Below are 23,077 nucleotides of genomic sequence, written 5' to 3' on the forward strand. Positions count from 1 at the left end.
CACCCGTTCGCCACTGATCCACCCAGCAAGCTGGGCTTCACCGTTCGACTTGCATGTGTTAAGCACGCCGCCAGCGTTCGTCCTGAGCCAGGATCAAACTCTCCGTAAAAGAGAGAAAACAACCAACGACCCCCGAAGGAGCCACCAGTCGCCTATCGATACTGGCCAGACCAAACAGACTAGCTGTTCAATCCAGTCCAAAGGAACCAAAAAGGTTCAAAATTTGGCATTGACTATCAAGCACACTGTTGAGTTCTCAAACAACCGACGCACACCATCCACGACCGGAACACCGTCCCGACCCCGTCCGGGGCAACCCTTCAACCTTACCCGATCCGATCTTCGTGGTCAACCTGCGCTCTGTGAGCGGCAGCCGGCCGAACATCGGTGGGTCCTCGATCGTCGGGCACATTACTGTACCCGATCTGAAGGTCGAGGTGAACACCCACGGGACCGGCCACCGGTACCCAGCCCGTGGGCTGTCTCCTCGGTGTCCGTGCCTCCCTCTCGGGCGAACGACCAGAACATTACACACGCTCTGGCCTGACGACCAAATCCGCAGGTCAGTGCGCATCTTGGGCCTTCTCGAGCACGTTCGACGCGTGCTCGAGAAGGCCCCGCAGGCGCGGCCGTCAGTCCGCGACGGCGACGGCGAGCGTCTTCTTGCCCCGCCGCAGCACGGCGTACCGGCCGTGCAGCAGGTCCTCCGCCCGCAGGACGGCGTCCTCCGACTCCACCTTGGCGTTGTTGACGTAGGCCCCGCCGTCCGCGACGGCTCGCCGGCCCGCGGCGCGGGAGGCGACCAGCCCGCTGTCGACCAGCGCGTCCAGCACCGGTGTTCCGACGGCGACGTCGGCGCGCGGCAGCTCAGCCGTCGCTGCCCCGAGCGTCTCGGCGTCGAGCGTGGCGAGCTCGCCCCGACCGAAGAGCGCCTGGCTCGCCGCGACGACCGCCTCGGTCGCTGCGGCGCCGTGCACCAGCGTCGTGACGTCTGCGGCGAGGGTCTTCTGGGCCACGCGTGCGAAGGGGCGTTCCGCCACCTCGCGCTCCAGCTCGGCGATCTCCTCGCGCGAGCGGAAGGTGAAGATCTTCAGCCACGGCACGACGTCGGAGTCGGACGCGTTCAGCCAGTACTGGTAGAAGGCGTACGGGCTCATCAGGTCGGGCGCCAGCCAGACGGCACCGCCCTCGGTCTTGCCGAACTTGGTGCCGTCGGCCTTGGTGATCAGCGGGGTCGTCATGACGTGGACGGCCTCACCCTCGGTCCGCCGCACGAGCTCGACGCCGGAGAGCAGGTTGCCCCACTGGTCGTTGCCCCCGGTCTGCAGGGTCACCCCGTGGCGCCGGTAGAGCTCCAGGAAGTCGATGCCCTGCAAGATCTGGTAGCTGAACTCCGTGAAGCTGATGCCCTCGTCCGAGCTCAGCCGGCGCGCCACCGTGTCCTTCGCCAGCATGGTGCCGAGCCGATAGTGCTTGCCGACGTCGCGCAGGAAGTCGATCGCCGACATCCCGGCGATCCAGTCGAGGTTGTTGACCAGGACGGCGGGGTTGTCCCCCTCGAAGTCGAGGAAGCGCGAGATCTGCGCCTTGAGCCGCTCGGACCAGTCGGCGACCGTCTCCTTCGTGTTGAGCACCCGCTCTCCGGACTGCCGAGGGTCGCCGATCATCCCGGTCGCGCCGCCCACCAGCGCGACGGCGCGATGGCCGGCACGCTGCAGGTGCCGCAGCAGGATGAGCTGGACGAGATGGCCGTGGTGCAGGCTCGGCGCCGTCGGGTCGAAGCCGCAGTAGTACGCGATCGGACCCTCCGAGAGCGCGTCGCGCAGCGCAGCCTCGTCGGTGGTCTGCGCCACCAGGCCCCGCCAGTGCAGCTCGTCGAGAACGTCGGTCACCGTGTGCTCCTTGAGGTGGTTCGTCGCGGCCCGGACGAGCCGCCCACCTAGTGTGCCCGATGCGGCCACCGCGTCACCGCACGTCTCAGCGCACGCGTCGTGCCACCGGCCGGTACGCCGACACGCTCGGCTCGTCGACGAGCCACGACCGCCAGCCGAACCGCGACGGGTCGGCGCCCTCGCCACCGACGCCGACGCGGGGCCCGGTCGCGATGGTGCGCGGCAGCGGGTCCACGGGCAGGTGCACGACGACGGCGCCGTCGGCGTCCGTGACGCCCACGCCGTCGTCCTCACGATCGAGCGCGAGGGCCACCGTGAGCCGCGCGGGCCCGCGGGCGATCTGACGGTCCGAGTCGCAGCGCCCCGCGGCCGTGCGACGCGAGCGCGCGAGGTCGGTACCGGCGACGACCTCTCCGGCGCGCAGCAGGACGGCCGAGGCGGTCCCGGCCGGCCCGCACACCACGTTCACGCAGTGGTGCAGGCCGAGGTGACGGTAGACGTAGAGACGGCCAGGTGCGCCGAACATGGACCGGTTGCGCTCCGTGCGGCCCCGGTAGGCGTGCGACGCGGGGTCGACGGCCCCCGCGTACGCCTCGACCTCGGTCAGGCGGAGCGTGACGTCGCCCTCCGCCGTCCGGCGCGTGACATAGGCACCGAGCAGGTCGCGGGCCACGGTGTGCACGTCCCGGTCGTACCAGGACGGCCCGGGAACCTGCCACGGCGCGGTGGGCACCTGCGCCGGACCCGCCGTCGTGCCTGTCATCCCGCCTCCCGAGGACCCGGTGCCGTGGCGCGCGGCCGACCGAGGCCGTCGAGGTGGACGTCGGCCCTCGCGCACGTCTGCTCCGCAGCGTAGTGGGCCGCCTCGTCGGCCATCCACCGCTGCCAGTGCGCTCGTGCCGCCTCCCCGTCACGCACGAGACCGCGGTGCAGGCGCTCGGCGTCGTCGGCCTCGACCCAGATGCGCAGCGCGGCCCACGGGTCCACCTGCCGTGCGGCCGCACCGCACCCCTCGACGACGAGGAACGGCGCCGGCTCCACGGTGTGCGCCTCGGCGTAGGAACCGGTGACCCAGTCGAACCGTCGGTACTCCCCCGCCCTGCCGGCCACCAGCGGCTCCAGGACCCACGAACGCAGCCGCGCCGCCCCACCGCCGGGCCCCGCCTCCCAACCCTCGTAGAGGTCGTCCATGTGCACCACCTGGCACGCCAGCTCGACGGCGAGCTGCGTGGCGAGCGTCGTCTTGCCCGACCCGGCCGGGCCGTCGACGCAGACCAGCCGGGTGCGTCGCCACGGAGCCGGCGCACCCGGTCCCGGCAGGCGCGGCGCGCCGTCGTGCACCCGCTGCACGACGGCGGCCAGCACCTCCGCGCCGACGCTCACTCAGCCCTCGGCCCAGAACCTGAACTCGGTGGCGCGCTCCTTGGCCGCCTCCAGCTGTTCCGCCACGCGCCGCGGCGACGTCCCGCCCACGCCGTCCCGGGAAGCGACGGAGCCCTCGACGGTCAGGACCTCGCGCACCGCCGGCGTGAGGTGCGCCGAGATGGCCGCGAGGTCCTCGTCCGAGAGGTCCCACAGCTCGATGTCGCGCTCCTCGCACACCCGGACGCAGGCGCCGGCGACCTCGTGCGCCACCCGGAACGGCACCCCGGAGCGCACCAGCCACTCCGCCACGTCGGTGGCCAGGGAGAACCCCTGCGGCGCGAGCTCCGCCATCCGGTCCGTGTCGAACGTCAGCGTGCGCACCATGCCGGCGAAGGCCGGCAGCAGCACGGTCAGCGTGTCGACCTGGTCGAAGACCGGCTCCTTGTCCTCCTGCAGGTCCCGGTTGTACGCGAGCGGGAGTCCCTTCAGCGTCGCCAGGAGGCCCGTGAGGTCACCGATCAGGCGCCCGGACTTGCCACGTGCCAGCTCGGCGATGTCCGGGTTCTTCTTCTGCGGCATGATGCTCGACCCGGTCGACCAGGCGTCGTCGAGGCGGACGAACCCGAACTCCTTGGTGTTCCACGTGATGACCTCCTCGGAGAACCTGGAGAGGTCCACCCCGATCATCGCGGCGACGAACGCGAACTCCGCGACCACGTCCCGTGCGGCGGTGCCGTCGATGGAGTTCTCGACCGGGCCGTCGAAACCCAGCTCGGCGGCCACCGCGGCCGGGTCCAACCCCAACGACGAACCGGCGAGGGCCCCGGACCCGTACGGCGACCGGGCGGCCCGCACGTCCCAGTCGATGAGCCGGTCCACGTCGCGCAGCAGCGGCCACGCGTGGGCCAGCAGGTGGTGGGCCAGCAGCACCGGCTGGGCGTGCTGCAGGTGCGTGCGGCCCGGCATGACGGCGGCGCCGGCGGCCTCCGCCTGGGAGATGAGCTCGTCGACCACCGTGACGACCTGCTGGGCGATCAGGCGGGCGTTCTGGCGCAGGTACATCCGCACCTGCGTGGCGATCTGGTCGTTGCGCGACCGCCCGGCGCGGAGCTTGCCGCCCAGCTCGTCCCCTGCCCGCTCCAGGAGCCCTCGCTCGAGGGCCGTGTGCACGTCCTCGTCCCCGAGCCGGGGCAGGAAGGTGCCGTCCTCGACGTCGGCCCGCAGCCGGTCGAGCGCCTCGAGCATGGCCGTGAGCTCGTCGTCGGTGAGCAGGCCTGCCCGGTGCAGCACCCTGGCGTGCGCCCGCGACCCGGCGACGTCGTACGCGGCGAGCCGCCAGTCGAAGTGGGTCGACTGCGACAGCGCCTGGAGCTCCGGCGACGGGCCGCCGGCGAACCGGCCGCCCCAGAGGCTCACCGACGCGGGGCTGTCGAGGGTGCCGTCCGTCGCGTGCGCGCCGTCGTCCGACCGCTTGTCGATCTCGCCCATGATCAGAGGTCCCCGGTGCCGAAGTCGACGCCGTTGCCGAAGCGCTCGTCGCGGGCGGCGGCCTGCTTGGCGGCGAGACCGTAGATCTCGATGAAGCCCTTGGCGTGCGACTGGTCGAACGAGTCACCCTCGTCGTAGGTGGCGAGGTTGAAGTCGTACAGCGCGGCGTCGGACCGCCGCCCGGTCACGGTGGCGCGGCCGCCGTGGAGCACCATGCGGATGTCGCCGGAGACGTACTTCTGGGTCTCGTCGACGAACACGTCGAGGTTCTTCTTCAGGGGGCTGAACCACATGCCGTCGTAGACCAGCTCCGACCAGCGCTGCTCGACGCCCTTCTTGAAGCGTGCCTGCTCGCGCTCCAGGGTCACGTTCTCGAGCTCCTGGTGCGCCGCGATGAGCGCCATGGCACCCGGCGCCTCGTACACCTCGCGGGACTTGATGCCCACGAGGCGGTCCTCGACGATGTCGATCCGGCCCACGCCCTGGGCGCCGGCCCGGCGGTTCATCTCCATGATCGCCTGGAGCGGCGAGACCGCGACGCCGTCGAGCGCGACGGGGACACCCCCGTCGAACGTGACGACGACCTCGTCGGCGACCGGCGGGAACGTCGGGTCGTCGGTGTAGGAGTAGACGTCCTTGGTGGGCTCGTTCCAGATGTCCTCGAGGAAGCCCGTCTCGACGGCGCGGCCCCACACGTTCTGGTCGATCGAGAACGGGTTCTTCTTCGTCGTCGCGATCGGCAGGTCGTGCTTCTCCGCGTAGTCGATCGCCTTCTCCCGCGTCAGGGCGAGGTCGCGCACCGGGGCGATGGTCTTGAGGTCCGGCGCCAGCGAGGTGGTGGCCACCTCGAACCGGACCTGGTCGTTGCCCTTGCCGGTGCAGCCGTGCGCCACGGTCTGCGCGCCGAACTGCCGGGCGGCGCGCACCATGTGCTTGACGATGACCGGCCGCGAGATCGCCGAGACGAGGGGGTAGCGGTCGAGGTAGAGACCGTTGGCCTTGAGCGCCGGCATGCAGTACTCGTCGGCGAACTCGTCGCGCGCGTCGGCCACGTAGGCCTCCACGGCGCCGCAGTCGAGGGCGCGCTGGCGGATCATCTCCATGTCCTCGCCGCCCTGGCCGACGTCGACGGCGACGGCGACGACCTCGGCACCTGTGGCCTCGGCGATCCAGCCGATCGCCACGGAGGTGTCCAGGCCGCCGGAGTAGGCGAGCACCACGCGTTCAGTCATGAAAGGTCATCCTTGCTGTGCGGTTGAGGGTCGAGTCTGACAGGCTCACGCGTCCGGTGACGCCGTGAGCTCGAGGAACCGGGCGGCGAGCTCGTCGCCGCCGGCCGGGTCCCGGGCGATCACGAGGATCGTGTCGTCCCCGGCGATGCAGCCGAGGACCCCGGGGAAGACGGAGTGGTCGATGGCGGAGGCCAGGTAGTTGGCCGCCCCCGGTGGTGTGCGCAGGACGACCTGGTTGCCGGACGCCTCGGCCGAGACCAGGAGGTCGGCGCAGAGCCGGGCCAGACGGGCCGCCAGGTAGCCGGTGTCGTGGCCGCCGACCCCGGCCGCCTGCACGCTGCGGTCGCCGCCCTCGCCGGGCACGGCGTAGACGAGCGAACCGCCGGCGCTGCGGACCTTCTCGGCCCGCAGCTCGATGAGGTCGCGGGAGAGCGTGCCCTGGGTGACGGACAGGCCTTCGTCGGCGAGCTCGCGGGCGAGCTCGGCCTGCGAATGGATCGCGGTGCGGCGCACGATCTCCACGATGCGGGCGTGCCGTGCCGCCTTCGTGGTGAGCGGCCCGTGGGCAGGTGCGGTGCTCATCGCTGCTCCAGCAGGAACGTCAGGACGGCCTTCTGGGCGTGCAGGCGGTTCTCCGCCTCGTCCCAGACGACGGACCGGGGACCGTCGATCACCTCGGCGGCGACCTCCTTGCCGCGGTAGGCGGGCAGGCAGTGCAGGAAGATCGCGTCCTGCTTGGCCCGTGCCAGGAGGTCGGGCGTGACCTGGTACGGCAGCAGGTCGGCGACGCGCTCGGCGGCCTCGTCCTCGTCGCCCATCGACACCCAGGTGTCGGTCACCACGACGTCGGCGCCGACGACGGCGGCCTCGGCGTCCGTGGTGACCTCGACGGAGCCGCCGGTCGTCCCGGCGATCCCGGCCGCTCGGGCCACGACGTCGTCGTCCGGGAGGTACCCCGCGGGACCGCAGACGACGACGTGCAGGCCGGCGGTCGCCCCGGCGAGCAGGTACGACACCGCCATGTTGTTCGCCGCGTCCCCGACGTAGACGAGCCGCTGGCCCGGCAGGGCGGCGAGGCCACCGCGGTGCTGCGCGACGGTGAGCAGGTCGGCCAGGAGCTGGCACGGGTGGAACTCGTCCGTGAGGGCGTTCACCACGGGTACCCGCGAGACGGCGGCCATCTCCTCGATCCGGTCCTGGCCGAACGTCCGCCAGACGATCGCGGACACCTGCCGGTCCAGCACCCGGGTGACGTCGGCCACGGACTCGCGCACCCCGACCTGGGCGAGCCGCCCGTCCACCATGACCGGGAAGCCGCCCATCTCGGCGATCCCCGTCGAGAAGGAGACCTGCGTGCGCAGGGTCGGCTTGTCGAACAGGAGGGCCACGCCCTGGGGCCCGGCCAGCGGCGTCCGGACGGTGCGGTCCTCGCGGAACGCCATGGCGAGCTCGAGCACCTCGCGCTGCTCGGCCGGCGTGAGGTCGTCGTCACGCAGGAAGTGGCGGGGCATCATGCCTCCTCCGGGTTCTCGGGGACGGTGACGCCGGCGAAGAAGCGCGCGGCGTCCAGGGCCTGGTCGGCGGTCAGGACGAGGGGCGGTGCCAGCCGGACGGCGTCCGGCGCGACGGCGTTGACGATGATCCCGGCGTCGAGGGCGGCGGCAGCGACCTGCGGTGCCACGGGACGCGCGAGCTCGACGGCGAGCAGCAGGCCGTGCCCGCGGACGCCCCTGACCAGCGGGTTGCCGCCGGCCATGATCGCCTGGCGCAGGACCTTGCCGACCTCCGGGGCGCGGGCCAGCAGGCGGTCGCGCTCGATCACGCCGATCGTGGCCAGGCCGGCCGCCGCGGCGACGGGGTTCCCACCGAACGTCGTGCCGTGCTGCCCGCGGCCCAGCAGCGTCGCCGCCCGCTCCCCCAGCGCCACGACCGCCCCCACGGGGAAGCCGCCCCCGAGCCCCTTGGCCAGCGTCACGACGTCGGGCACGACGCCCCCGCCGATCTCCGGCTGCTGGAAGGCGAACCAGGCGCCCGTGCGCCCCATGCCCGTCTGGACCTCGTCGAGCACGAGGAGCGCGCCGGCGGCGCTCGTGAGGCGCCGGCCCAGCGCCAGGTATCCCGGCGGCAGCGCCCGGACACCGGCCTCGCCCTGCACGGGCTCGACGACGAGTGCCGCGACCTCGCCCCGCTCGGCGACGGCGTCCGGGGAGAACGCGGCCTCCAGCGCGTCGGTGTCACCGAAGGGCAGGTGCTCGACGCCGCCGGGCAGCGGTTCGAAGGGTTCGCGGTAGGCCGGCTTGTGCGTGAGGGCCAGCGCACCCATCGTCCGCCCGTGGAACCCGCCCTCGAGAGCCAGCACCCGGGTCCGGCCCGTGCGTCGGGTCATCTTGAAGGCCGCCTCGTTGGCCTCCGTGCCGGAGTTCGTGAAGAAGACCTTCGAGCCCTCCGGGGCCCCGGCGAGCTGCAGCAGCCGCTCGGCCAGCGTGATCTGCGTGGGCGTGCCGAAGAAGTTCGACACGTGGCCGAGCGTGCCGAGCTGCGCGCTCACGGCGGCGGTGAGCGTGGGGTGGGCGTGGCCGAGGACGTTGACCGCGATGCCGGCGAGCAGGTCCAGGTACCGCTTGCCCTCCGCGTCCCACACGTACGCACCCTCGCCGCGCACCAGGATCCGCTGGGGCGGGCCGAAGGTGTCCATCACCGAGCGGGTGTACGCCTCGGTCCACCCGGCGGCGCTCAGGTCCCGGGCGGTGCTGATGAGCTCGCTCATGCGTCCACGCTCGCAGTCTCGGGGTCGGGGTCGGGGTCGGGGACGACCATCGTGCCGTTGCCGCGGGAGGTGAAGACCTCCAGCAGCACGGAGTGGGGCTGGCGGCCGTCGATCACGGAGGCCCGCGGCACGCCGCCCTGGACGGCTCGCAGGCACGCCTCCATCTTCGGGACCATGCCGGAGGTCAGGCTGGGCAGCAGCGTCGCCAGCTCGCCGGCCGTGATCTGCTCCACCAAGGAGGTCGGGTCGGGCCAGCTCGTGTACAGGCCCTCGACGTCGGTGAGCACGATGAGCTTCTTCGCGCCGAGCGCCACCGCGAGCGCCGCCGCGGCGGTGTCCGCGTTGACGTTCAGCACCTGGGTGGGATCGTCGACGTCAGGGGCGACCGTGGAGACCACGGGGATGCGGCCCGCCTCGAGCAGGTCCTCCACCGCGGAGGGGTTCACCTGGACCACGTCGCCCACCAGACCGACGTCCACGGGCTCGCCGTCGACCGTGGCGTGGCGGCGCACCGCACCGAACAGTCCGCCGTCCTCCCCCGACAGCCCGACGGCGCGGGGCGCGTGGGCGTTGACCAGGCCGACGAGCTCCCGCGAGACCTGGCCTGTGAGGACCATCCGCACGACCTCCATCGCCTCCGGGGTGGTGACCCGCAGGCCACCTCGGAACTCGGAGGCGATGCCGACCCGGTCCAGCATCTTCGAGATCTGCGGACCGCCGCCGTGCACGACCACGGGGCGCAGGCCGACCTGGCGCAGGAAGACCATGTCCTGGGCGAACGCGGCCTTGAGGTCGTCGTCGATCATGGCGTTGCCGCCGTACTTGACCACGACGAGCGCTCCGGCGAACTCCTGCAGCCACGGCAGGGCCTCGATGAGGACCTCCGCCTTCTGGTCAGGACGCAGGCCGGTCCGGGTGTCGAACCCCGGCCCGGCGGCGGCACCGATCGTCTCGTGGTCGCTCATGAGGAGTACGCGCTGTTCTCGTGGACGTAGTCGTGCGTGAGGTCGTTGGTCCAGACGGTGACCTCGGCGTCGCCGGCGTGCAGGTCGACCTCCACGTGGACCTCGCGGTCGGCGGCCAGGTCGACGAGCTCCCGCGGCTCGCCGACACCTCCTGCCCGGCAGACCTGCACGCCGTTGACGGAGACGTCGAGCGTCAGCGGGTCGAAGGGCGCGACCTCGGGCGGCACCGTGCCGACGGCGGCGAGCACGCGGCCCCAGTTCGGGTCGTTGCCGAACACGGCGGCCTTGAAGAGGTTGGACCGGGTCACGGCGCGGGCGCACGCGAGCGCGGCGTCCTCGGTGGTCGCGTTCCGCACGGTGACCGCGATGTCGTGGCTCGCGCCCTCCGCGTCCGCGACGAGCTGGCGCGCCAGCGACGCGGTGACCTCGGTGATCGCTGCCGTCAGTTCCTCGAGACCGGTCTCGACGCCCGACGCCCCGCTCGCGAGCAGGATCACGGTGTCGTTGGTGGACATGCAGCCGTCGGAGTCGACGCGGTCGAACGTCGTGCGGGTGGCGGCGCGGAGCGCGGCGTCGGCGACGGCGGGGTCCACCACGGCGTCGGTGGTGATCACCGAGAGCATCGTGGCGAGCCCGGGCGCGAGCATGCCTGCGCCCTTCGCCATGCCGCCGACGGTCCAGCCGTCACGCTCGGCGACCGCGGTCTTGGCGACCGTGTCGGTGGTCATGATCGCGTGCGCGGCGTCCGCGCCGCCGTCGGCAGCCAAGGAACCCGCTGCGGCGTCCACGCCACCGAGCAGGGCTTCCAGGTCGAGACGGATGCCGATGAGGCCCGTGCTGCACACGAGGACGTCGCCCGCACCGACCTCGTCGTCGGGAGTCGAGGCGCCGGACGACAGGACGGCCGCGACGTGCTCGGCCGTGCGGTGCGTGTCCGCGAACCCCTCGGGGCCGGTGCAGGCGTTGGCACCGCCGGAGTTGAGCACGACGGCGCGCGCGGCGCCGTCCGAGACCGCCTGCCGCGTCCAGACCACCGGCGCGGCCTGCACGCGGTTGGTCGTGAGCACCGCGGCGGCCGTGCGCCGGGGCCCGTCGTTGACGACGAGCGCGACGTCACGCCCGCCCGAGGCCTTGAGGCCGGCGGCGACGCCGGCGGCCCGGAAACCTGCCGGTGCGGTGATGCTCACGGTGCGACTCCTTCGGTGCCGAGGCCGGCCGTCTCCGGCAGGCCGAGGGCGAGGTTCATGGCCTGGACCGCCTGGCCGGCGGTGCCCTTGACCAGGTTGTCGAGGGCGGTCACCGTAACGACGCGGCCGGCGGCCTCGTCGAGAGCGACCTGGACGAGCGCCGTGTTGGCCCCGAGGGTCGCCGCCGTGGACGGCCACTGGCCTTCGGGGAGCAGCTCGACGAACGGCTCGTCCGCGTAGGCGCCCGCCCAGGTCTCGCGCACCTGCGCGGACGTCGCGTCCTCGTGCCCCGGCGCCAGACGCGCCGTGACGGTGGCGAGGATCCCGCGCGACATCGGCACGAGCGTCGGGGTGAAGCTGATCGTCACCTCGGCCGCACCCGCGGTCCGCAGGTTCTGGGTGATCTCGGGGATGTGCCGGTGCGTGCCGCCGACGGCGTAGGGTGCCGCGGCACCGAGCCCCTCGGCGGCGAGCAGGTGCGGCTTGAGCGCCTTGCCCGCGCCGGAGTAGCCGTTGGCGAGCACCGCGACGAGGTCGGTCGGGTCGAGCAGCCCGGCGGCGACGCCCGGCTGCAGGCCGAGCGTCACGGCGGTCACGTTGCACCCGGGGACCGCGATCCGTCGGGCACCGGCCAGGTGGTCGCGCTGGCGGGTGCCGTCGGCGTGGGCCAGCTCGGGCAGCCCGTAGGGCCAGGTGCCGGCGTGGGGCGAGCCGTAGAAGGCCTCCCAGTCCGCCGCCGACGCCAGCCGGTGGTCGGCACCGAGATCGAGCACGAGGACGTCGTCGGGCAGCTGCGCCGCGATCTCGCCCGACGCGCCGTGCGGCAGCCCGAGCACGACGACGTCGTGCCCCGCGAGCACCTCGGCCGTGGTCGGCTCGAGCACCCGGTCGGCCAGCGAGCGCAGGTGCGGCTGCAGCTCACCCAGACGGCTGCCCGCGGTGGAGTGCGCGGTGAGGGCGCCGACCTCCAGGTGCGGGTGCGCCACGGCGAGGCGCAGGAACTCTCCGCCGGCGTATCCCGACGCACCGGCGACGGCGACGCGCAGCGGGGTGGGGGTGTCCGGTGTGCTGACCATGCATCGCACTATACATACATATGCGCCACTCAGCGAAGATATTCCACGACGCGGTCAGAGCGAGGCGGTCATACCAGGCTGCGGTACATCACGTGCAGCCCGACCTCGCCGTGCGCGGGGCTGCGGAACGCCCCGGGCACCGTGCCGACGATCTCGAAGCCCAAAGACCGCCACAGCCGCACCGCGGCCGTGTTGGACTCGACCACCGCGTTGAACTGGATGCCGCGGTACCCCTCCGCGCGGAGCCGGTCGACGACGTGCTCGGCCAGCGCCCGGCCGACGCCACGGCCGCGCGCGGCCTCGGCGACCATGAACGACGCCGTGCCGACGTGGTCGCCGTGGCCCGGGCGGTTGGGCCCCATCTTCGCGGTGCCGAGCACGACCCCGGCCTCCACGGCGACGACGGTGCGGCCGGGTGGCCGCTCCATCCAGAGCTCGCACGCCTGCCCGGACGTCAGGTCGAGAGGATAGGCGTAGGTCTCGCCGGCACGGACGACCGCCTCGACGACGGGCCACAGGAGCGGCCAGTCGGCGTCGGTCGCGGTGCGGATCTCCAGGGTCACGGCCACAGGCTACGGCGGGTCGTAGGCTCGGACCATGCGTGCAGTCGTGGCCCGTGCGGCGGGCGGTCCCGAGGTCCTGGAGCACATCGAGCGTCCCGACCCGGAGCCCGGGCCGGGCGAGCTGCTCGTGCGCGTGGCTGCGGCGGGGGTGAACTTCATCGACACCTACCGGCGCGCGGGCGTCTACCCGATGGACTACCCGCACGTGGTCGGCGTCGAGGGCTCCGGCACGGTCGAGGCGTGCGGTCCGCAGGTCCACGGGTTCGCCGTCGGCGACCGCGTCGCCTGGCACCAGGCACCCGGGTCGTACGCCGAGCTCGCCGTGGTCGGCGCCGACGTCGCGGTGCACGTGCCCGCCGGCCTCGACCTGAGAACGGCGGCGGCCCTCCCCCTGCAGGGCATGACGGCGCACTACCTGGTCGCCTCGACCTTCGAGGTCGGTCTGGGGCACGACGTCCTGCTCACCGCCGGCGCCGGCGGCGTCGGCCTCCTCGCGACACAGCTCGCCGCGGCGCGGGGCGGACGGGTGCTGACCACCGTCTCGACGCCGGAGAAGGCGGCACTGTCGTCCGCGGCGGGAGCGGCCCACACCATCGACTACGCGGCGATGGACGACCTCACGGCCGAGCTGCCCGCCGTCGTGCACGAGCTGACCGACGGAGCCGGCGTGCACGTGGTGTACGACGGCGTCGGCGCGGCGACCTTCGACGCCTCGCTGGCGTCGTTGCGTCCGCGAGGGACCCTGGTGCTGTTCGGCGGGGCGTCGGGACAGGTGCCACCGTTCGACCTGCAGCGGCTCAACGCGGGTGGATCGCTCTACGTCACCCGCCCCACGCTCGCGCACTACACCGCGACCCGCGCGGAGCTGGAGTGGCGGGCCGGCGAGGTGCTCGGCGCCGCGGCCGACGGCGACCTCGAGGTGCGCGTCGGGGCGACCTACCCGTTGGCGGAGGCCGCCGCAGCGCACACGGCCCTCGAGGGCCGGGCGACGACCGGCAAGGTGCTCCTGCTCCCCTAGCATTGTATCTTGACGTCAAGATACTTGATGTCAAAGGAGCCTGCCGTGCCCGACTGGTCCCCCACCGCCTACCTGCGATACACCGACGAACGGTCGCGGCCGTTCGCGGAGCTCCTCGCGCGCGTTCCCGGCCGACCCGCCACCGTGGTCGACCTCGGCTGCGGGCCGGGCCACCTCACCGGGCGGCTGCGCGCCCGGTGGCCCGACGCCGACGTCCTGGGCATCGACGCCTCCCCCGCCATGATCGAGCGGGCGAGCGCAGACAACACCGACCCCCACGTGCGGTACGAGATCGCCGATCTGCGCGACCTCGCCCGCGGCCGTGCGTCGGTGGCAGGCGCCGACCTCGTCCTCAGCAACGCTGCGCTGCAGTGGGTGCCCGACCACCGCCGGTACCTGGCACCGTTGGCCGCGGCCGCCGCCCAGACCTTCGCCTTCCAGGTACCCGGCAACCACGACGCCCCCAGCCACACCCTGCTCCGCGAGGTCGCGGCCCGCGCACCGTACGCCGACGTCGTCGGGGCGGTGCCCCGCCGCGCGACCGCCGACCCGGCCGAGTACCTCGACCTGCTCGCCGCGCCCGGCTGGGCCGTCGACGCGTGGGAGACCACCTATACCCATGTGCTGGACGGCCCGGACCCGGTGCTGCGGTGGATCGCCGCGACGGGGGCGCAGCCCACGCTCCAGGCCCTGGCGGCGCACGACGCCGCCCACGGCACCGCGCTGCACGCGGCCTTCGAGGCGGAGTACGGCGCGGCGCTCCGTGACGCCTACCCCGAGCGGTCCTGCGGGACACCGCTGGCGTTCCGGCGCGTCTTCGTCGTCGCGACGCGCGTCGGCTGACCGGCTCGTCCCCGCCGACCGATCGGCCGGCGAGTCCCGGCCGGTCGACCGATGCCCCGGGACCGACGGGCGCCGCATGCTCCGAGCATGACCCTCTCCTCCACGCAGCCGCACCCCTCCCGTCCGGCGTCCGGGCCCTCGGCGCGCCGCGCCCGCCTCGCCGTCGCCGGACTCCTGATGCTGTCCCTCGTCCCCGTCCTGGCCGGTGCGCTCCGCGTGGGCGAGGTCGTCGCCGGCGATGTCGGCCCCGACGACGCACGGTTCCTCGCCGCGCCGGTGCCCGTGCTGCTGCACATCGCCGCCGCGACCGTCTACTCGGTGCTCGGTGCGCTCCAGTTCGCCCCCGGCCTGCGGCGTCGCCACAACGCCTGGCACCGTGGGGCCGGCATGATCCTCGTCCCGGCCGGGTTCGTGGTGGCCGGCTCCGGTCTGTGGATGACAGCCACCTACGACATGCCGGCCCACAACGACGCCGGTCTCGCTGCCGTCCGCACCGTCGTCGGCGTGGCGATGATCGCGCAGCTCGCCCTGGCGGTCCGGGCACTCGTGCGCCACGACCACCGTGCCCACGGCGCCTGGATGACCCGTGCGTACGCCCTCGCGCTCGGGGCGGGGACACAGGTCGTCACGCTGTTCCCGATGATCGTCACCGGCACGACCACGGCGTGGGTGAACACCCTGCTGATGACTCTCGGCTGGGCCGTCAACGCTAGTGTGGCCGAGTGGGTCATCGTGCGGCGGCGACGGTCGTGAACACGGCCGGGGTCGTGCGGCGGACCGGGCTGCGCCCTCTCGCCCTCCGGCCCGCGGCGCCCGGGGCGGAACCACCGCGCCGGCGCGACGCGATCCTCAGCGGCCTGCTCGTCGCAGCCGCCGTCGCCGAGGGCGTGCTGCGCACCGACCTGGTCTGGCCCGTGGCCGGCACGGCGGTCACCGTCGTCGCGCTCGCCGCCCTGCCGTGGCGCCGGGTCCACCCCTTGGCGGTGGTGGCGGTCGCCACCCTCGGCGGGACGGCGCTCGCGCTGGTCCAGCTCGCCGCCGGACGGACGCCGACCACCCTCTACACCGCCGTGGCCCTGATCCTCGCCGCGTACGCCTTGTTCCGCTGGGGCAGCGGCCGGGCCGTGCTCGGCGGTGCGACGCTCCTGGTCGCCGGGCTCGCCGTGTCGATCGGCGTGCAGCCCGCCGGGCTCGACGACGTCCTGGGTGGCATCGCGTTCCTCCTCCTCGTGGCCGCGCTGGGCGAGCTGCGGCGACACCACGTCGCGGCGCGGGCTCACGATCTCGAGCAGGCCGGGTTCCAGGAGCGCACGCGCATCGCCCGCGACCTGCACGACACGCTCGCCCACACGCTGTCCGCGATCGCGGTGCGCGCGCAGGCGGGTCAGGTCGCGGCACGCCGCGAGCCCGCCGCCGCCGTCGACGCCCTCGCCCCCATCGAGCACGAGGCCCGCGCGGCCCTCGGCGAGCTGCGCGCGATCGTCGGCGCGATGCGCACCAGCGGCGACGACGCGCTCCGACGCCCCGCACCGGGTCTCGACGACCTGATCGCGCTCGCCGGGCAGGACGGGGCCGGTTCCCTCGAGGTGAGCGTGCGGGTGGCCGACGACGTCGGCGCCCTCGCCCCGTCCGTCGCCACGGCTCTCTACCGCATCGCCCAGGAGGCCGTCACCAACGCCCGGCGGCACGCCGACGCGGCCAGCCGTGTCCGGGTGGACGTCGGGCGCACCTCCGACGCGGTCACCCTGCGGGTGCACGACGACGGCGTACCGCCGGTCGCGCGGCACACCGCCGGACACGGCACCGTCGGGATGGCGGAGCGCGCGGCGCTGCTCGGCGGCCGGTGCACCGCGGGACCGGACCCGGACGGCGGCTGGACCGTGACCGCTGCGCTGCCCACCGGGGCGGTGCGGTGATCCGGGTACTGCTCGCCGACGATCAGGAGATCGTCCGCACCGGCCTGCGCACCATGCTCGAGGCGCACGACGACGTCACGGTGGTGGCCGCGGCACCCGACGGTGCCGAGGCGGTACGCCTGGCCCGCCTCCATCGACCCGACGTCTGCCTGCTCGACATCCGCATGCCGGTCCTCGACGGCGTCGCCGCCACCCGCCGGCTCGCCGGCCCGGACGTCGCGGACCCTGTCCCGGTGGTGGTCATCACCACGTTCGACCTCGACGAGCACGTGCACGCCGCGCTCGGCGCCGGGGCGCGCGGGTTCCTGCTCAAGGACGCCGGACCGGACCTGCTCGCGCAGGCGGTCCGCGCGGCCGCCGCCGGCGACGCCCTCATCGACCCGTCGGTGACGGTGCGGCTGCTGTCGCACTTCGCCCGTTCCGCACCCCGGCCCGCAGCCCCCGCAGAACCCCTGACGAGCCGCGAGACGTCCGTGCTGCGCCTCGTCGCCGACGGCTGCACCAACGGGGAGATCTCCGTGGCGCTGCACCTGAGCCTGAGCACCGTCAAGACCCACCTGGGGTCGGTGCTGGCGAAGACCGGGACGCGCAACCGTGTCGAGGTCGCCCGCTGGGCCATTGAGTCGGGTCTCGCCGGGCGTTAGCGTGCCCGCATGACCTCACGCCCGCTCCGCATCGCCGTCCAGCTCCAGCCGCAGCACGCCGAGTACGCCGACCTGCGCGACGCCGTCCTGCGTGCCGAGGAAGCCGGCGTCGACGTCGTGTTCAACTGGGACCACTTCTACCCGCTGACCGGCGACCTCGACGGCAAGCACTTCGAGTGCTGGACCATGCTCGGAGCCTGGGCGGAGCAGACCGAACGGGTCGAGATCGGCGCCCTCGTGACCGGCAACGGGTACCGCAACCCCGACCTGCTGGCCGACATGGCCCGCACGGTGGACCACATCAGCGGTGGGCGGCTCGTCCTCGGGATCGGTGCCGGCTGGAACCAGAAGGACTACGAGCAGTTCGGCTACGAGTTCGGCACGGCCGGCTCCCGCATCGCGCAGCTCAGCGCAGCGCTCCCCCGCATCCGCGCACGGCTCGCCGCCGGGAACCCCGCACCGACGCGTGACGTCCCGCTGCTCATCGGCGGCGGGGGAGAGAAGAAGATGCTGCGGCTGGTCGCCGAGCACGCCGACATCTGGCACTCGTTCGGCGACGCCGAGGTCCTGCGCCGCAAGTCGGCGATCCTCGACGCCCACGGCGCCGACGTCGGACGGGACACGACGCGGCTCGTCGAGCGGTCCGTCGGCGTCTCGCGGCCGCCGGCCGAGGTCGGTGACGCCGTCACCGCCGCCGGTGCGACGCTCCTGACCATCGGCGTCGACGGACCGGACTACGACCTGTCGCTCGTGGAGCAGTGGGTCGCCTGGCGCGACGAGCGCCGGCAGGACTGACGGCTCGGGCGGCACCGGGCCGGCGCGCGCACGGTGGGCTCACGGTGGGCTCAGCGCCCCGTGAGGTCCGCACCCAACGGGTCCGCGCCGTTCGCCGGCAGCACGCGCAGGTGGCGTGCTGTGGGCCCGGAGCCGCTCGCCACCATCTCCTGCAGCGAGGAGGGCGTGTCGTGGGTGACCCGGATGTACCAGCCCGCGCAGGCGTCCAGGGCACCGGTCGCGATCGCCGCGATCATCTCGACCGTCCGTTCCACCGGGGTCCACTCGGTCCGCTCGGCGTGCATCGGCATCGATCCCGTCATGTCGGTGGCCACCGTCCCCGGTGCCACCTCGAAGACCCGCAGGCCGCGCTCGGCACCGGCGGCGTCGAGGTGGTGGCCGAGACGCAGCAGCGCCGTCTTGCTGACGTTGTAGGCGCTCGCCACCGTCATGTCGTGCGTGCCGGCCCCGCTGTTGAGGTCCACGACCCGCCCGCCGCCGCGGGACAGCATCCCGGGCACGAGGTGCCGGGCGAGGAGGAAGGGACCGCGGACGTTCGTCTCCACCACGGACCACCACTCGTCGGCGTCCGCCTCCCACAGCGGGACCTCCGTGTCGATGCGCCCGGCGTTGTTGACGAGCAGGTCGACACCGCCCAGACCGCCCTCGGCGACCGGCGCCTCGGCACGCCCCACGGCCTCGGCGACCCCCTCCGGGTCCGTGACGTCGACCTCCAGCGCCAGCGCCGTCCGGCCGCGCTCGCGCACGAGATCCGCGACCTCGGTGAGCCGCACGGCATCCCGGGCGAGGAGCGCGACGTCGAGTCCGGCGTCGGCCAGGCCGAGGGCGACCGCCCGGCCGATGCCCCGCGTGGCCCCGGTGACGAGCGCCGTCCGGGCGGCCGGGACGCCGTGCTCAGCCACGCAGGACCGCCCCCACCCGCTCGGCGGCGGCCGCCACCACGCCGTCGCGCACGCTGCGCACGTCGTCGGCGCTCAAGGTGCGGTCGGCGGCACGCAGGCGCAGCGAGTACGCGAGCGACTTCTTGCCTGCGCCGACCTGCTCGCCGGTGAAGACGTCGAAGAGGTTCACGTCCTCGAGGAGCTCCCCGGCCCCCGCCACGATCGCCGCACGGACGTCCTGCGCGGGGACCGCCGCGTCCACGACGAACGCGAAGTCCTCCTTGGCGGCGGGGAACGCCGAGACCGGGGAGGCCGCGACGGGCTCCCCGCTCGACGCCTCGACCAGCACCGACAGGTCGAGCTCGAAGGCCGACGTCCGGGCCGGCAGACCGAGCCGCTCGACGACCTTGGGGTGCAGCTCGCCGGCGTGGCCGACGAGCGTCCCGTCCGGCAGCGAGAGGCGCGCGCACCGTCCGGGGTGCCACGGCTGGTGGTCCGGATCGGCAGACACGACCACGTCGACACCGACGACGTGGGCGACGAGGCGGGCCGCCTCGAGGGCGTCGGCCCAGTCCACCGACCGGCCCTCGCCCCACCATCCGGTGGGCACCGCGTGGCCCGCGAGCACACCGGCCACGCGACGCGGCTGCGGCGGCGTGGCGGCGGCGAGGGCGTCGAGCTGCTCCTCGCTCGGGCGGACGCCGACCGGGAGCTGCGGCGCGGCCGGGGCACCCGGCGTCGGGCGGGAGACCAGGCCGACCTCGAAGACGGCGACGTCGTCGAGACCTCGCGAGACGTTGCGGCGTGCGGCGTCCAGGAGCGTCACCAGGAGGTGCGTCCGCAGCAGCGGCTTGTCGTCCGCCAGCGGGTTCACGAGCCGCAGCGCCGCTCGGCGCGGGTCGTCGGCCGGCAGGCCGAGGGCGTCCAGGTCGGCCTCGCCGATGAACGGGTAGGTGAGCACCTCCACGAGTCCGGCGTCCGCGAGCGCCCTGGCGACCGACCGGCGCGTGCGCTGCTCGGCGGTCAGACCGCGGCCGCCGCGCGCGGCCGGGAGGACCGACGGGATCTGGTCGTAGCCGGCGATCCGCACGACCTCCTCCACCAGCGTCGCCGGCTCGGTGAGGTCCGGTCGCCACGTGGGGGGCGTGACCTCCACCAGGTCGCCGGAGGCGTCGGCCACGGCGCAGCCGATCTGCGCGAGGATCCCGACGACCTGGCTACGGGTGTACGTGACGCCCGCCGTCCGCGAGGGCAGGGCCACGTCGAGGACGATCGGCCGCGGCGGTGTCGTCGCGTCGAGGTCGCTGACGGCGGGGTCGGCCGTGCCGCCGGCCAGCTCCACCAGCAGGTCCACCACGCGCTGCGCCGCCACGGCGGGCAGGTGCGGGTCGACCCCGCGCTCGAACCGCTTGGCCGCCTCGGACGGCAGCTTGTGCCGCCGGGCGGTCCGGGCGACGGTGACCTGGTCGAAGTGCGCGGCCTCGATCAGCACGTCGGTCGTGCTCCCCGTCACCTCCGAGGAGGCGCCGCCCATGACGCCGGCCAGACCGAGGACCCGCGAGCCGCGGGCGCCGTCCGGCGAGTCGGTGATCAGGAGGTCCTCGGTATCGAGGGCGCGGTCGACGTCGTCGAGCGTGGTCAGCCGCTCCGACGGTGCGGCCCGGCGCACCACGATCGGCTCGGCCACCTCGGTCAGGTCGTAGGCGTGCAGCGGCTGGCCCAGGTCGAGCATGACGTAGTTGGTCACGTCGACCGTCAGCGAGACGGACCGCATGCCCGAGCCCTCGAGCCGGCGCTTCATCCACGCCGGGGTCGGGGTCGACGGGTCGATGCCGCGCACGACGCGCGTCACGAACCGGTCGCAACCGACCCGGCCGTCGATCGGCGCGCCGTCGTCGACCGTGACGGCGAACCCGTCCGCGGTCGCGGCCGGCGGCGCCGTCGGCAAGGCGTCGGGCAGGCCGCGGTCCGTGAAGGCGGCCCCGGTGGAGTGCGCGTACTCCCGCGCCACACCGCGATAGCTGAAGGCGTACCCGCGGTCCGGCGTGACGTTGATCTCGAGGACCTCGTCACCCAGCCCGAGCAGCGCGATCGCGTCCTGGCCCGGGGCCAGGTCGGCGGCGTCGAAGCCGGCCTGCGTGAGCACGAGGATGCCGTCGTGGTCGTCGCCCAGCCCCAGCTCCTTCGTGGAGCAGATCATCCCGTCCGAGACGTGGCCGTAGGTCTTGCGCGCCGCGATCTCGAACCCGCCGGGCAGCACCGTGCCGGGCAGCGAGACGACGACGAGGTCACCGACGCCGAAGTTGTGGGCACCGCAGACGATGCCGCGAGCGCCGTCGTCGTCGTTGTGCTCCGGGCCGACGTCGACGCGGCACCAGTTGATGGTCTTGCCGTTCTTCTGCGGCTCGCCCGTCAGCTCGAGGACACGTCCCACGACGAGGGGACCCGACACGGCGGCCGGGTGGATCTCCTCCTCCTCGAGACCGACCCGCACCAGGTCGGCGGCGAGCTGTTCCGTCGTCAGGTCCGCCGGCAGCTCGACGTGGTCGGCGAGCCAGTCAGCAACGATGCGGGGCATCAGATCTCCGTCCCGAACTGGGTGGAGAAGCGCACGTCGCCCTCCACCATGTCGTGCATGTCAGCGATGGAGTGCCGCAGCATGAGGGTGCGCTCGATCCCCATGCCGAAGGCGAAGCCCGAGTACTCCTCGGGGTCCACGCCGGTGGCGCGCAGCACGTTGGGGTGCACCATGCCGCAGCCGCCCCACTCGATCCAGCCCGGGCCGCCCTTCTTCTGGGGGAACCACAGGTCCATCTCGGCGCTGGGCTCGGTGAAGGGGAAGAAGCTCGGGCGCAGGCGCGTGCGCGCCTCGGGCCCGAACATCGCCCGGGCGAACGCGTCCAGCGTGCCGACCAGGTTCGCCATCGTCAGGCCCTTGTCGACGGCGAGGCCCTCGACCTGGTGGAAGACGGGCGTGTGCGTCGCGTCCAGGGCGTCGGTACGGAACGTCTTGCCGGGGCAGGCGATGTACAACGGAACCCCGCGCTCCAGCAGGGACCGGGCCTGCACCGGGGAGGTGTGCGTGCGCAGCACGAGGTTCGGGGCCGCGGCGTCCTGCGCTCCGTCGGTACCCGCCACGTAGAACGTGTCCTGCATCTGACGGGCGGGATGGTCGGGCCCGAAGTTGAGGGCGTCGAAGTTGAACCACTCGGTCTCGACCTCGGGCCCGTCGGCGATCTCCCAGCCCAGGCCGACGAAGAAGTCGGCGATGCGCTCCTGGATCGACTCGATGGGGTGCCGGGCCCCTCGCGGCGCACGGCCCGTCGGCAGCGTGACGTCGACGGCCTCGTCCGCCAGCACCCGGGCGTCCCGCTCGGTCTCCAGCTCGCCCTGGCGGGCGGCCAGCGCCTGGTTGATGCGCCCGCGGCGAGGCCCGACGTTCTTCCCGGCGGCGGACTTGTCCGGCCCGGGCAGTCCCCCGATGGCGCGGTTGGCCAACGCCAGCGCGCTCCGGTCGCCGGTGTGACGCGTCCGGACGGCCTTCAGCGCGTCGAGGTCGGGAGCCGCGGCGATGTCGGCCAGCGCGGCCTCGACGGCCGTGTCGAGGGCGGCGACGTCCAGCGGATCGGGCAGCGGTTCGGGCGCAGACATGCGGGCCTTCCTGGAGATGAGCGTGGCGGCAGGGGTCAGTCTATGGGTCCGCCGAGCGGCACCACCGCGACCTCGCTGTGGGCCGGGCCGCCGGACCGACCGGCCCCGAGGACGGACTGCACGACGCGCACCTCGCGGACGGGCCAGGCGGGACCCCGGTAGACGGCCAGCGCACGCGCCCAGTGCGCGAACGGGGCGTCCTGGGGCGCCGCTCCCGCACCGCGGGATGGTGCGCCACCCCGGCGCCGGCTGCGCGCCGCTCCGACGCGGGCGGCCGACGCACGTGCGACCGTCAGGTGCGGACGGCCACCTGCCCGGTCCTGCCCACCCACGCCGGACACGTCTGCGGTCTCCGCCGCACCAGCGGCGAGCGCACGGAGGCCGTCGACGTCGCCGCCCACGCCGAGCCACAGGGTCCGGCCCCCGAACGTCCCGCTGCCGGCCAGGAACACGTCGAACGGGTCGACCTGACCCAGCGCCGCGGTGAGCGCCTCGACGTATCCGGGCACCGCGCCGTCGGGCACCTCGCCGTGGAACGCGAGCGTGACGTGCCGGTGCTCCCGAGGCACCCAGCGCAGCCCGCTGCCCGGCTGTGCCACGGCCGGACCGCCGACACCACCCAGGGCGAGGTCGAGGTGTGCCGCGGCCTGCGCGGACGGGTAGACCGCCGTGAAGAGTCGCACGCGTCGATGCTAGGCCCCTCGTGCGGCCGGACGACATCTCGCCCAGGTGCATCCGCACAGCACCTCGGGACCGAAGGTTCCCTCGTACAGCCCCCGAAGGAGAGGACAGTC

At 73.6% G+C, this 23,077-nt stretch carries 22 protein-coding genes and 1 rRNA gene; 6 read left to right on the plus strand and 17 right to left on the minus strand.

Annotated features, from left to right (window positions below; genetic code table 11):
• From BCL65_RS10695 to BCL65_RS10755, 13 genes are all read right to left on the minus strand, one after another.
• Nucleotides 1–109, minus strand: a 16S ribosomal RNA gene (locus BCL65_RS10695); the annotation flags it as partial.
• A 523-nt stretch (nt 110–632) separates the two neighbouring features.
• The gene (gene tyrS / locus BCL65_RS10700; RefSeq protein ID WP_106267872.1) at nt 633–1,892 is read right to left on the minus strand and encodes a tyrosine--tRNA ligase; all 1,260 of its coding nucleotides are present in this window, start codon (nt 1,890–1,892) and stop codon (nt 633–635) included.
• An 85-nt stretch (nt 1,893–1,977) separates the two neighbouring features.
• Entirely contained in the window at nt 1,978–2,655 is a 678-nt protein-coding gene (locus tag BCL65_RS10705) for a DNA-3-methyladenine glycosylase (protein ID WP_106267874.1), read from the minus strand.
• A complete protein-coding gene (locus BCL65_RS10710) occupies nt 2,652–3,275 on the minus strand; it encodes a uridine kinase family protein (RefSeq protein ID WP_106267875.1) in 624 nt (207 codons plus the stop codon). Before BCL65_RS10710 ends, BCL65_RS10705 begins: the two co-directional genes overlap by 4 nt.
• Nucleotides 3,276–4,745 (minus strand): argininosuccinate lyase, encoded by a 1,470-nt coding sequence (argH, locus tag BCL65_RS10715; RefSeq protein WP_106267877.1) that lies wholly within the window; start codon nt 4,743–4,745, stop codon nt 3,276–3,278.
• 2 nt (nt 4,746–4,747) lie between these two features.
• Complete coding sequence (locus tag BCL65_RS10720) at nt 4,748–5,977, minus strand: argininosuccinate synthase (RefSeq protein WP_106267879.1); 1,230 nt, start codon at nt 5,975–5,977, stop codon at nt 4,748–4,750.
• Between the two features lie 45 nt (nt 5,978–6,022).
• Nucleotides 6,023–6,559 (minus strand): arginine repressor, encoded by a 537-nt coding sequence (locus BCL65_RS10725; protein ID WP_106267881.1) that lies wholly within the window; start codon nt 6,557–6,559, stop codon nt 6,023–6,025.
• Nucleotides 6,556–7,488 carry an ornithine carbamoyltransferase gene (gene argF, locus BCL65_RS10730; RefSeq protein ID WP_106267883.1) on the minus strand — a complete coding sequence of 311 codons (933 nt, stop codon included), beginning with the start codon at nt 7,486–7,488 and terminating at the stop codon, nt 6,556–6,558. Before argF ends, BCL65_RS10725 begins: the two co-directional genes overlap by 4 nt.
• Entirely contained in the window at nt 7,488–8,744 is a 1,257-nt protein-coding gene (locus tag BCL65_RS10735; protein WP_106267885.1) for an acetylornithine transaminase, read from the minus strand. The genes argF and BCL65_RS10735 overlap by 1 nt, the downstream gene beginning before the upstream one ends.
• Nucleotides 8,741–9,709, minus strand: a complete 969-nt coding sequence (argB, locus tag BCL65_RS10740; protein WP_106267887.1) for an acetylglutamate kinase — start codon at nt 9,707–9,709, stop codon at nt 8,741–8,743. Before argB ends, BCL65_RS10735 begins: the two co-directional genes overlap by 4 nt.
• On the minus strand, nt 9,706–10,896 hold the full coding sequence (argJ, locus tag BCL65_RS10745) for a bifunctional glutamate N-acetyltransferase/amino-acid acetyltransferase ArgJ (RefSeq protein WP_106267888.1): 1,191 nt from the start codon (nt 10,894–10,896) through the stop codon (nt 9,706–9,708). The genes argB and argJ overlap by 4 nt, the downstream gene beginning before the upstream one ends.
• Entirely contained in the window at nt 10,893–11,972 is a 1,080-nt protein-coding gene (argC, locus tag BCL65_RS10750) for an N-acetyl-gamma-glutamyl-phosphate reductase (RefSeq protein ID WP_106267890.1), read from the minus strand. Before argC ends, argJ begins: the two co-directional genes overlap by 4 nt.
• A 68-nt stretch (nt 11,973–12,040) precedes the next feature.
• Nucleotides 12,041–12,535: a GNAT family N-acetyltransferase gene (locus BCL65_RS10755; protein ID WP_308701013.1), complete on the minus strand. Its 495-nt coding sequence runs from the start codon at nt 12,533–12,535 to the stop codon at nt 12,041–12,043.
• A 34-nt stretch (nt 12,536–12,569) separates the two neighbouring features.
• Between BCL65_RS10755 and BCL65_RS10760 the strand changes: the two genes are divergently transcribed.
• The 6 genes from BCL65_RS10760 to BCL65_RS10785 all read left to right on the plus strand — a co-directional run bounded on the left by BCL65_RS10760 (nt 12,570) and on the right by BCL65_RS10785 (nt 17,751).
• Nucleotides 12,570–13,553 (plus strand): quinone oxidoreductase family protein, encoded by a 984-nt coding sequence (locus tag BCL65_RS10760; RefSeq protein ID WP_106267892.1) that lies wholly within the window; start codon nt 12,570–12,572, stop codon nt 13,551–13,553.
• A 45-nt stretch (nt 13,554–13,598) separates the two neighbouring features.
• The gene (locus BCL65_RS10765; protein WP_106267894.1) at nt 13,599–14,396 is read left to right on the plus strand and encodes a methyltransferase domain-containing protein; all 798 of its coding nucleotides are present in this window, start codon (nt 13,599–13,601) and stop codon (nt 14,394–14,396) included.
• A gap of 87 nt (nt 14,397–14,483) precedes the next feature.
• Complete coding sequence (locus tag BCL65_RS10770; RefSeq protein WP_106267896.1) at nt 14,484–15,149, plus strand: DUF2306 domain-containing protein; 666 nt, start codon at nt 14,484–14,486, stop codon at nt 15,147–15,149.
• Nucleotides 15,119–16,312, plus strand: coding sequence for a sensor histidine kinase (locus tag BCL65_RS10775; RefSeq protein ID WP_207767706.1), 1,194 nt, complete (start codon nt 15,119–15,121; stop codon nt 16,310–16,312). The genes BCL65_RS10770 and BCL65_RS10775 overlap by 31 nt, the downstream gene beginning before the upstream one ends.
• A complete protein-coding gene (locus BCL65_RS10780) occupies nt 16,309–16,956 on the plus strand; it encodes a response regulator transcription factor (protein ID WP_106267898.1) in 648 nt (215 codons plus the stop codon). The genes BCL65_RS10775 and BCL65_RS10780 overlap by 4 nt, the downstream gene beginning before the upstream one ends.
• A 9-nt stretch (nt 16,957–16,965) precedes the next feature.
• The gene (locus BCL65_RS10785) at nt 16,966–17,751 is read left to right on the plus strand and encodes an LLM class F420-dependent oxidoreductase (protein ID WP_106267899.1); all 786 of its coding nucleotides are present in this window, start codon (nt 16,966–16,968) and stop codon (nt 17,749–17,751) included.
• A gap of 50 nt (nt 17,752–17,801) precedes the next feature.
• Here the strand turns inward: BCL65_RS10785 and BCL65_RS10790 are convergent, their stop codons facing one another.
• Genes BCL65_RS10790 through thpR form a run of 4 tightly spaced genes read right to left on the minus strand, consistent with a single transcriptional unit; the run spans nt 17,802 to nt 22,966 of the window.
• On the minus strand, nt 17,802–18,653 hold the full coding sequence (locus tag BCL65_RS10790; protein WP_106267901.1) for an SDR family NAD(P)-dependent oxidoreductase: 852 nt from the start codon (nt 18,651–18,653) through the stop codon (nt 17,802–17,804).
• The gene (gene pheT, locus BCL65_RS10795; RefSeq protein ID WP_106267903.1) at nt 18,646–21,210 is read right to left on the minus strand and encodes a phenylalanine--tRNA ligase subunit beta; all 2,565 of its coding nucleotides are present in this window, start codon (nt 21,208–21,210) and stop codon (nt 18,646–18,648) included. The genes BCL65_RS10790 and pheT overlap by 8 nt, the downstream gene beginning before the upstream one ends.
• Complete coding sequence (pheS, locus tag BCL65_RS10800; RefSeq protein ID WP_106267905.1) at nt 21,210–22,283, minus strand: phenylalanine--tRNA ligase subunit alpha; 1,074 nt, start codon at nt 22,281–22,283, stop codon at nt 21,210–21,212. The genes pheT and pheS overlap by 1 nt, the downstream gene beginning before the upstream one ends.
• 35 nt (nt 22,284–22,318) lie before the next feature.
• Nucleotides 22,319–22,966, minus strand: a complete 648-nt coding sequence (gene thpR, locus BCL65_RS10805; protein ID WP_106267907.1) for an RNA 2',3'-cyclic phosphodiesterase — start codon at nt 22,964–22,966, stop codon at nt 22,319–22,321.
• Nucleotides 22,967–23,077 lie beyond the last annotated feature (111 nt).

Origin of the sequence: Isoptericola halotolerans (assembly GCF_003003075.1) — a bacterium.
GTDB lineage: Bacteria > Actinomycetota > Actinomycetes > Actinomycetales > Cellulomonadaceae > Isoptericola > Isoptericola halotolerans_A.

Bases quoted from the DNA above. Each gene is read 5' to 3' on its own strand.
- argB (WP_106267887.1), bottom strand. From the start codon at position 9,709: ATGAGCGACCACGAGACGATCGGTGCCGCCGCCGGGCCGGGGTTCGAC.
- argF (WP_106267883.1), bottom strand. From the start codon at position 7,488: ATGCCCCGCCACTTCCTGCGTGACGACGACCTCACGCCGGCCGAGCAG.
- argC (WP_106267890.1), bottom strand. From the start codon at position 11,972: ATGGTCAGCACACCGGACACCCCCACCCCGCTGCGCGTCGCCGTCGCC.
- BCL65_RS10720 (WP_106267879.1), bottom strand. From the start codon at position 5,977: ATGACTGAACGCGTGGTGCTCGCCTACTCCGGCGGCCTGGACACCTCC.
- pheT (WP_106267903.1), bottom strand. From the start codon at position 21,210: ATGCCCCGCATCGTTGCTGACTGGCTCGCCGACCACGTCGAGCTGCCG.
- BCL65_RS10770 (WP_106267896.1), top strand. From the start codon at position 14,484: ATGACCCTCTCCTCCACGCAGCCGCACCCCTCCCGTCCGGCGTCCGGG.
- argH (WP_106267877.1), bottom strand. From the start codon at position 4,745: ATGGGCGAGATCGACAAGCGGTCGGACGACGGCGCGCACGCGACGGAC.
- BCL65_RS10760 (WP_106267892.1), top strand. From the start codon at position 12,570: ATGCGTGCAGTCGTGGCCCGTGCGGCGGGCGGTCCCGAGGTCCTGGAG.
- BCL65_RS10725 (WP_106267881.1), bottom strand. From the start codon at position 6,559: ATGAGCACCGCACCTGCCCACGGGCCGCTCACCACGAAGGCGGCACGG.
- pheS (WP_106267905.1), bottom strand. From the start codon at position 22,283: ATGTCTGCGCCCGAACCGCTGCCCGATCCGCTGGACGTCGCCGCCCTC.
- BCL65_RS10735 (WP_106267885.1), bottom strand. From the start codon at position 8,744: ATGAGCGAGCTCATCAGCACCGCCCGGGACCTGAGCGCCGCCGGGTGG.
- BCL65_RS10705 (WP_106267874.1), bottom strand. From the start codon at position 2,655: ATGACAGGCACGACGGCGGGTCCGGCGCAGGTGCCCACCGCGCCGTGG.
- BCL65_RS10785 (WP_106267899.1), top strand. From the start codon at position 16,966: ATGACCTCACGCCCGCTCCGCATCGCCGTCCAGCTCCAGCCGCAGCAC.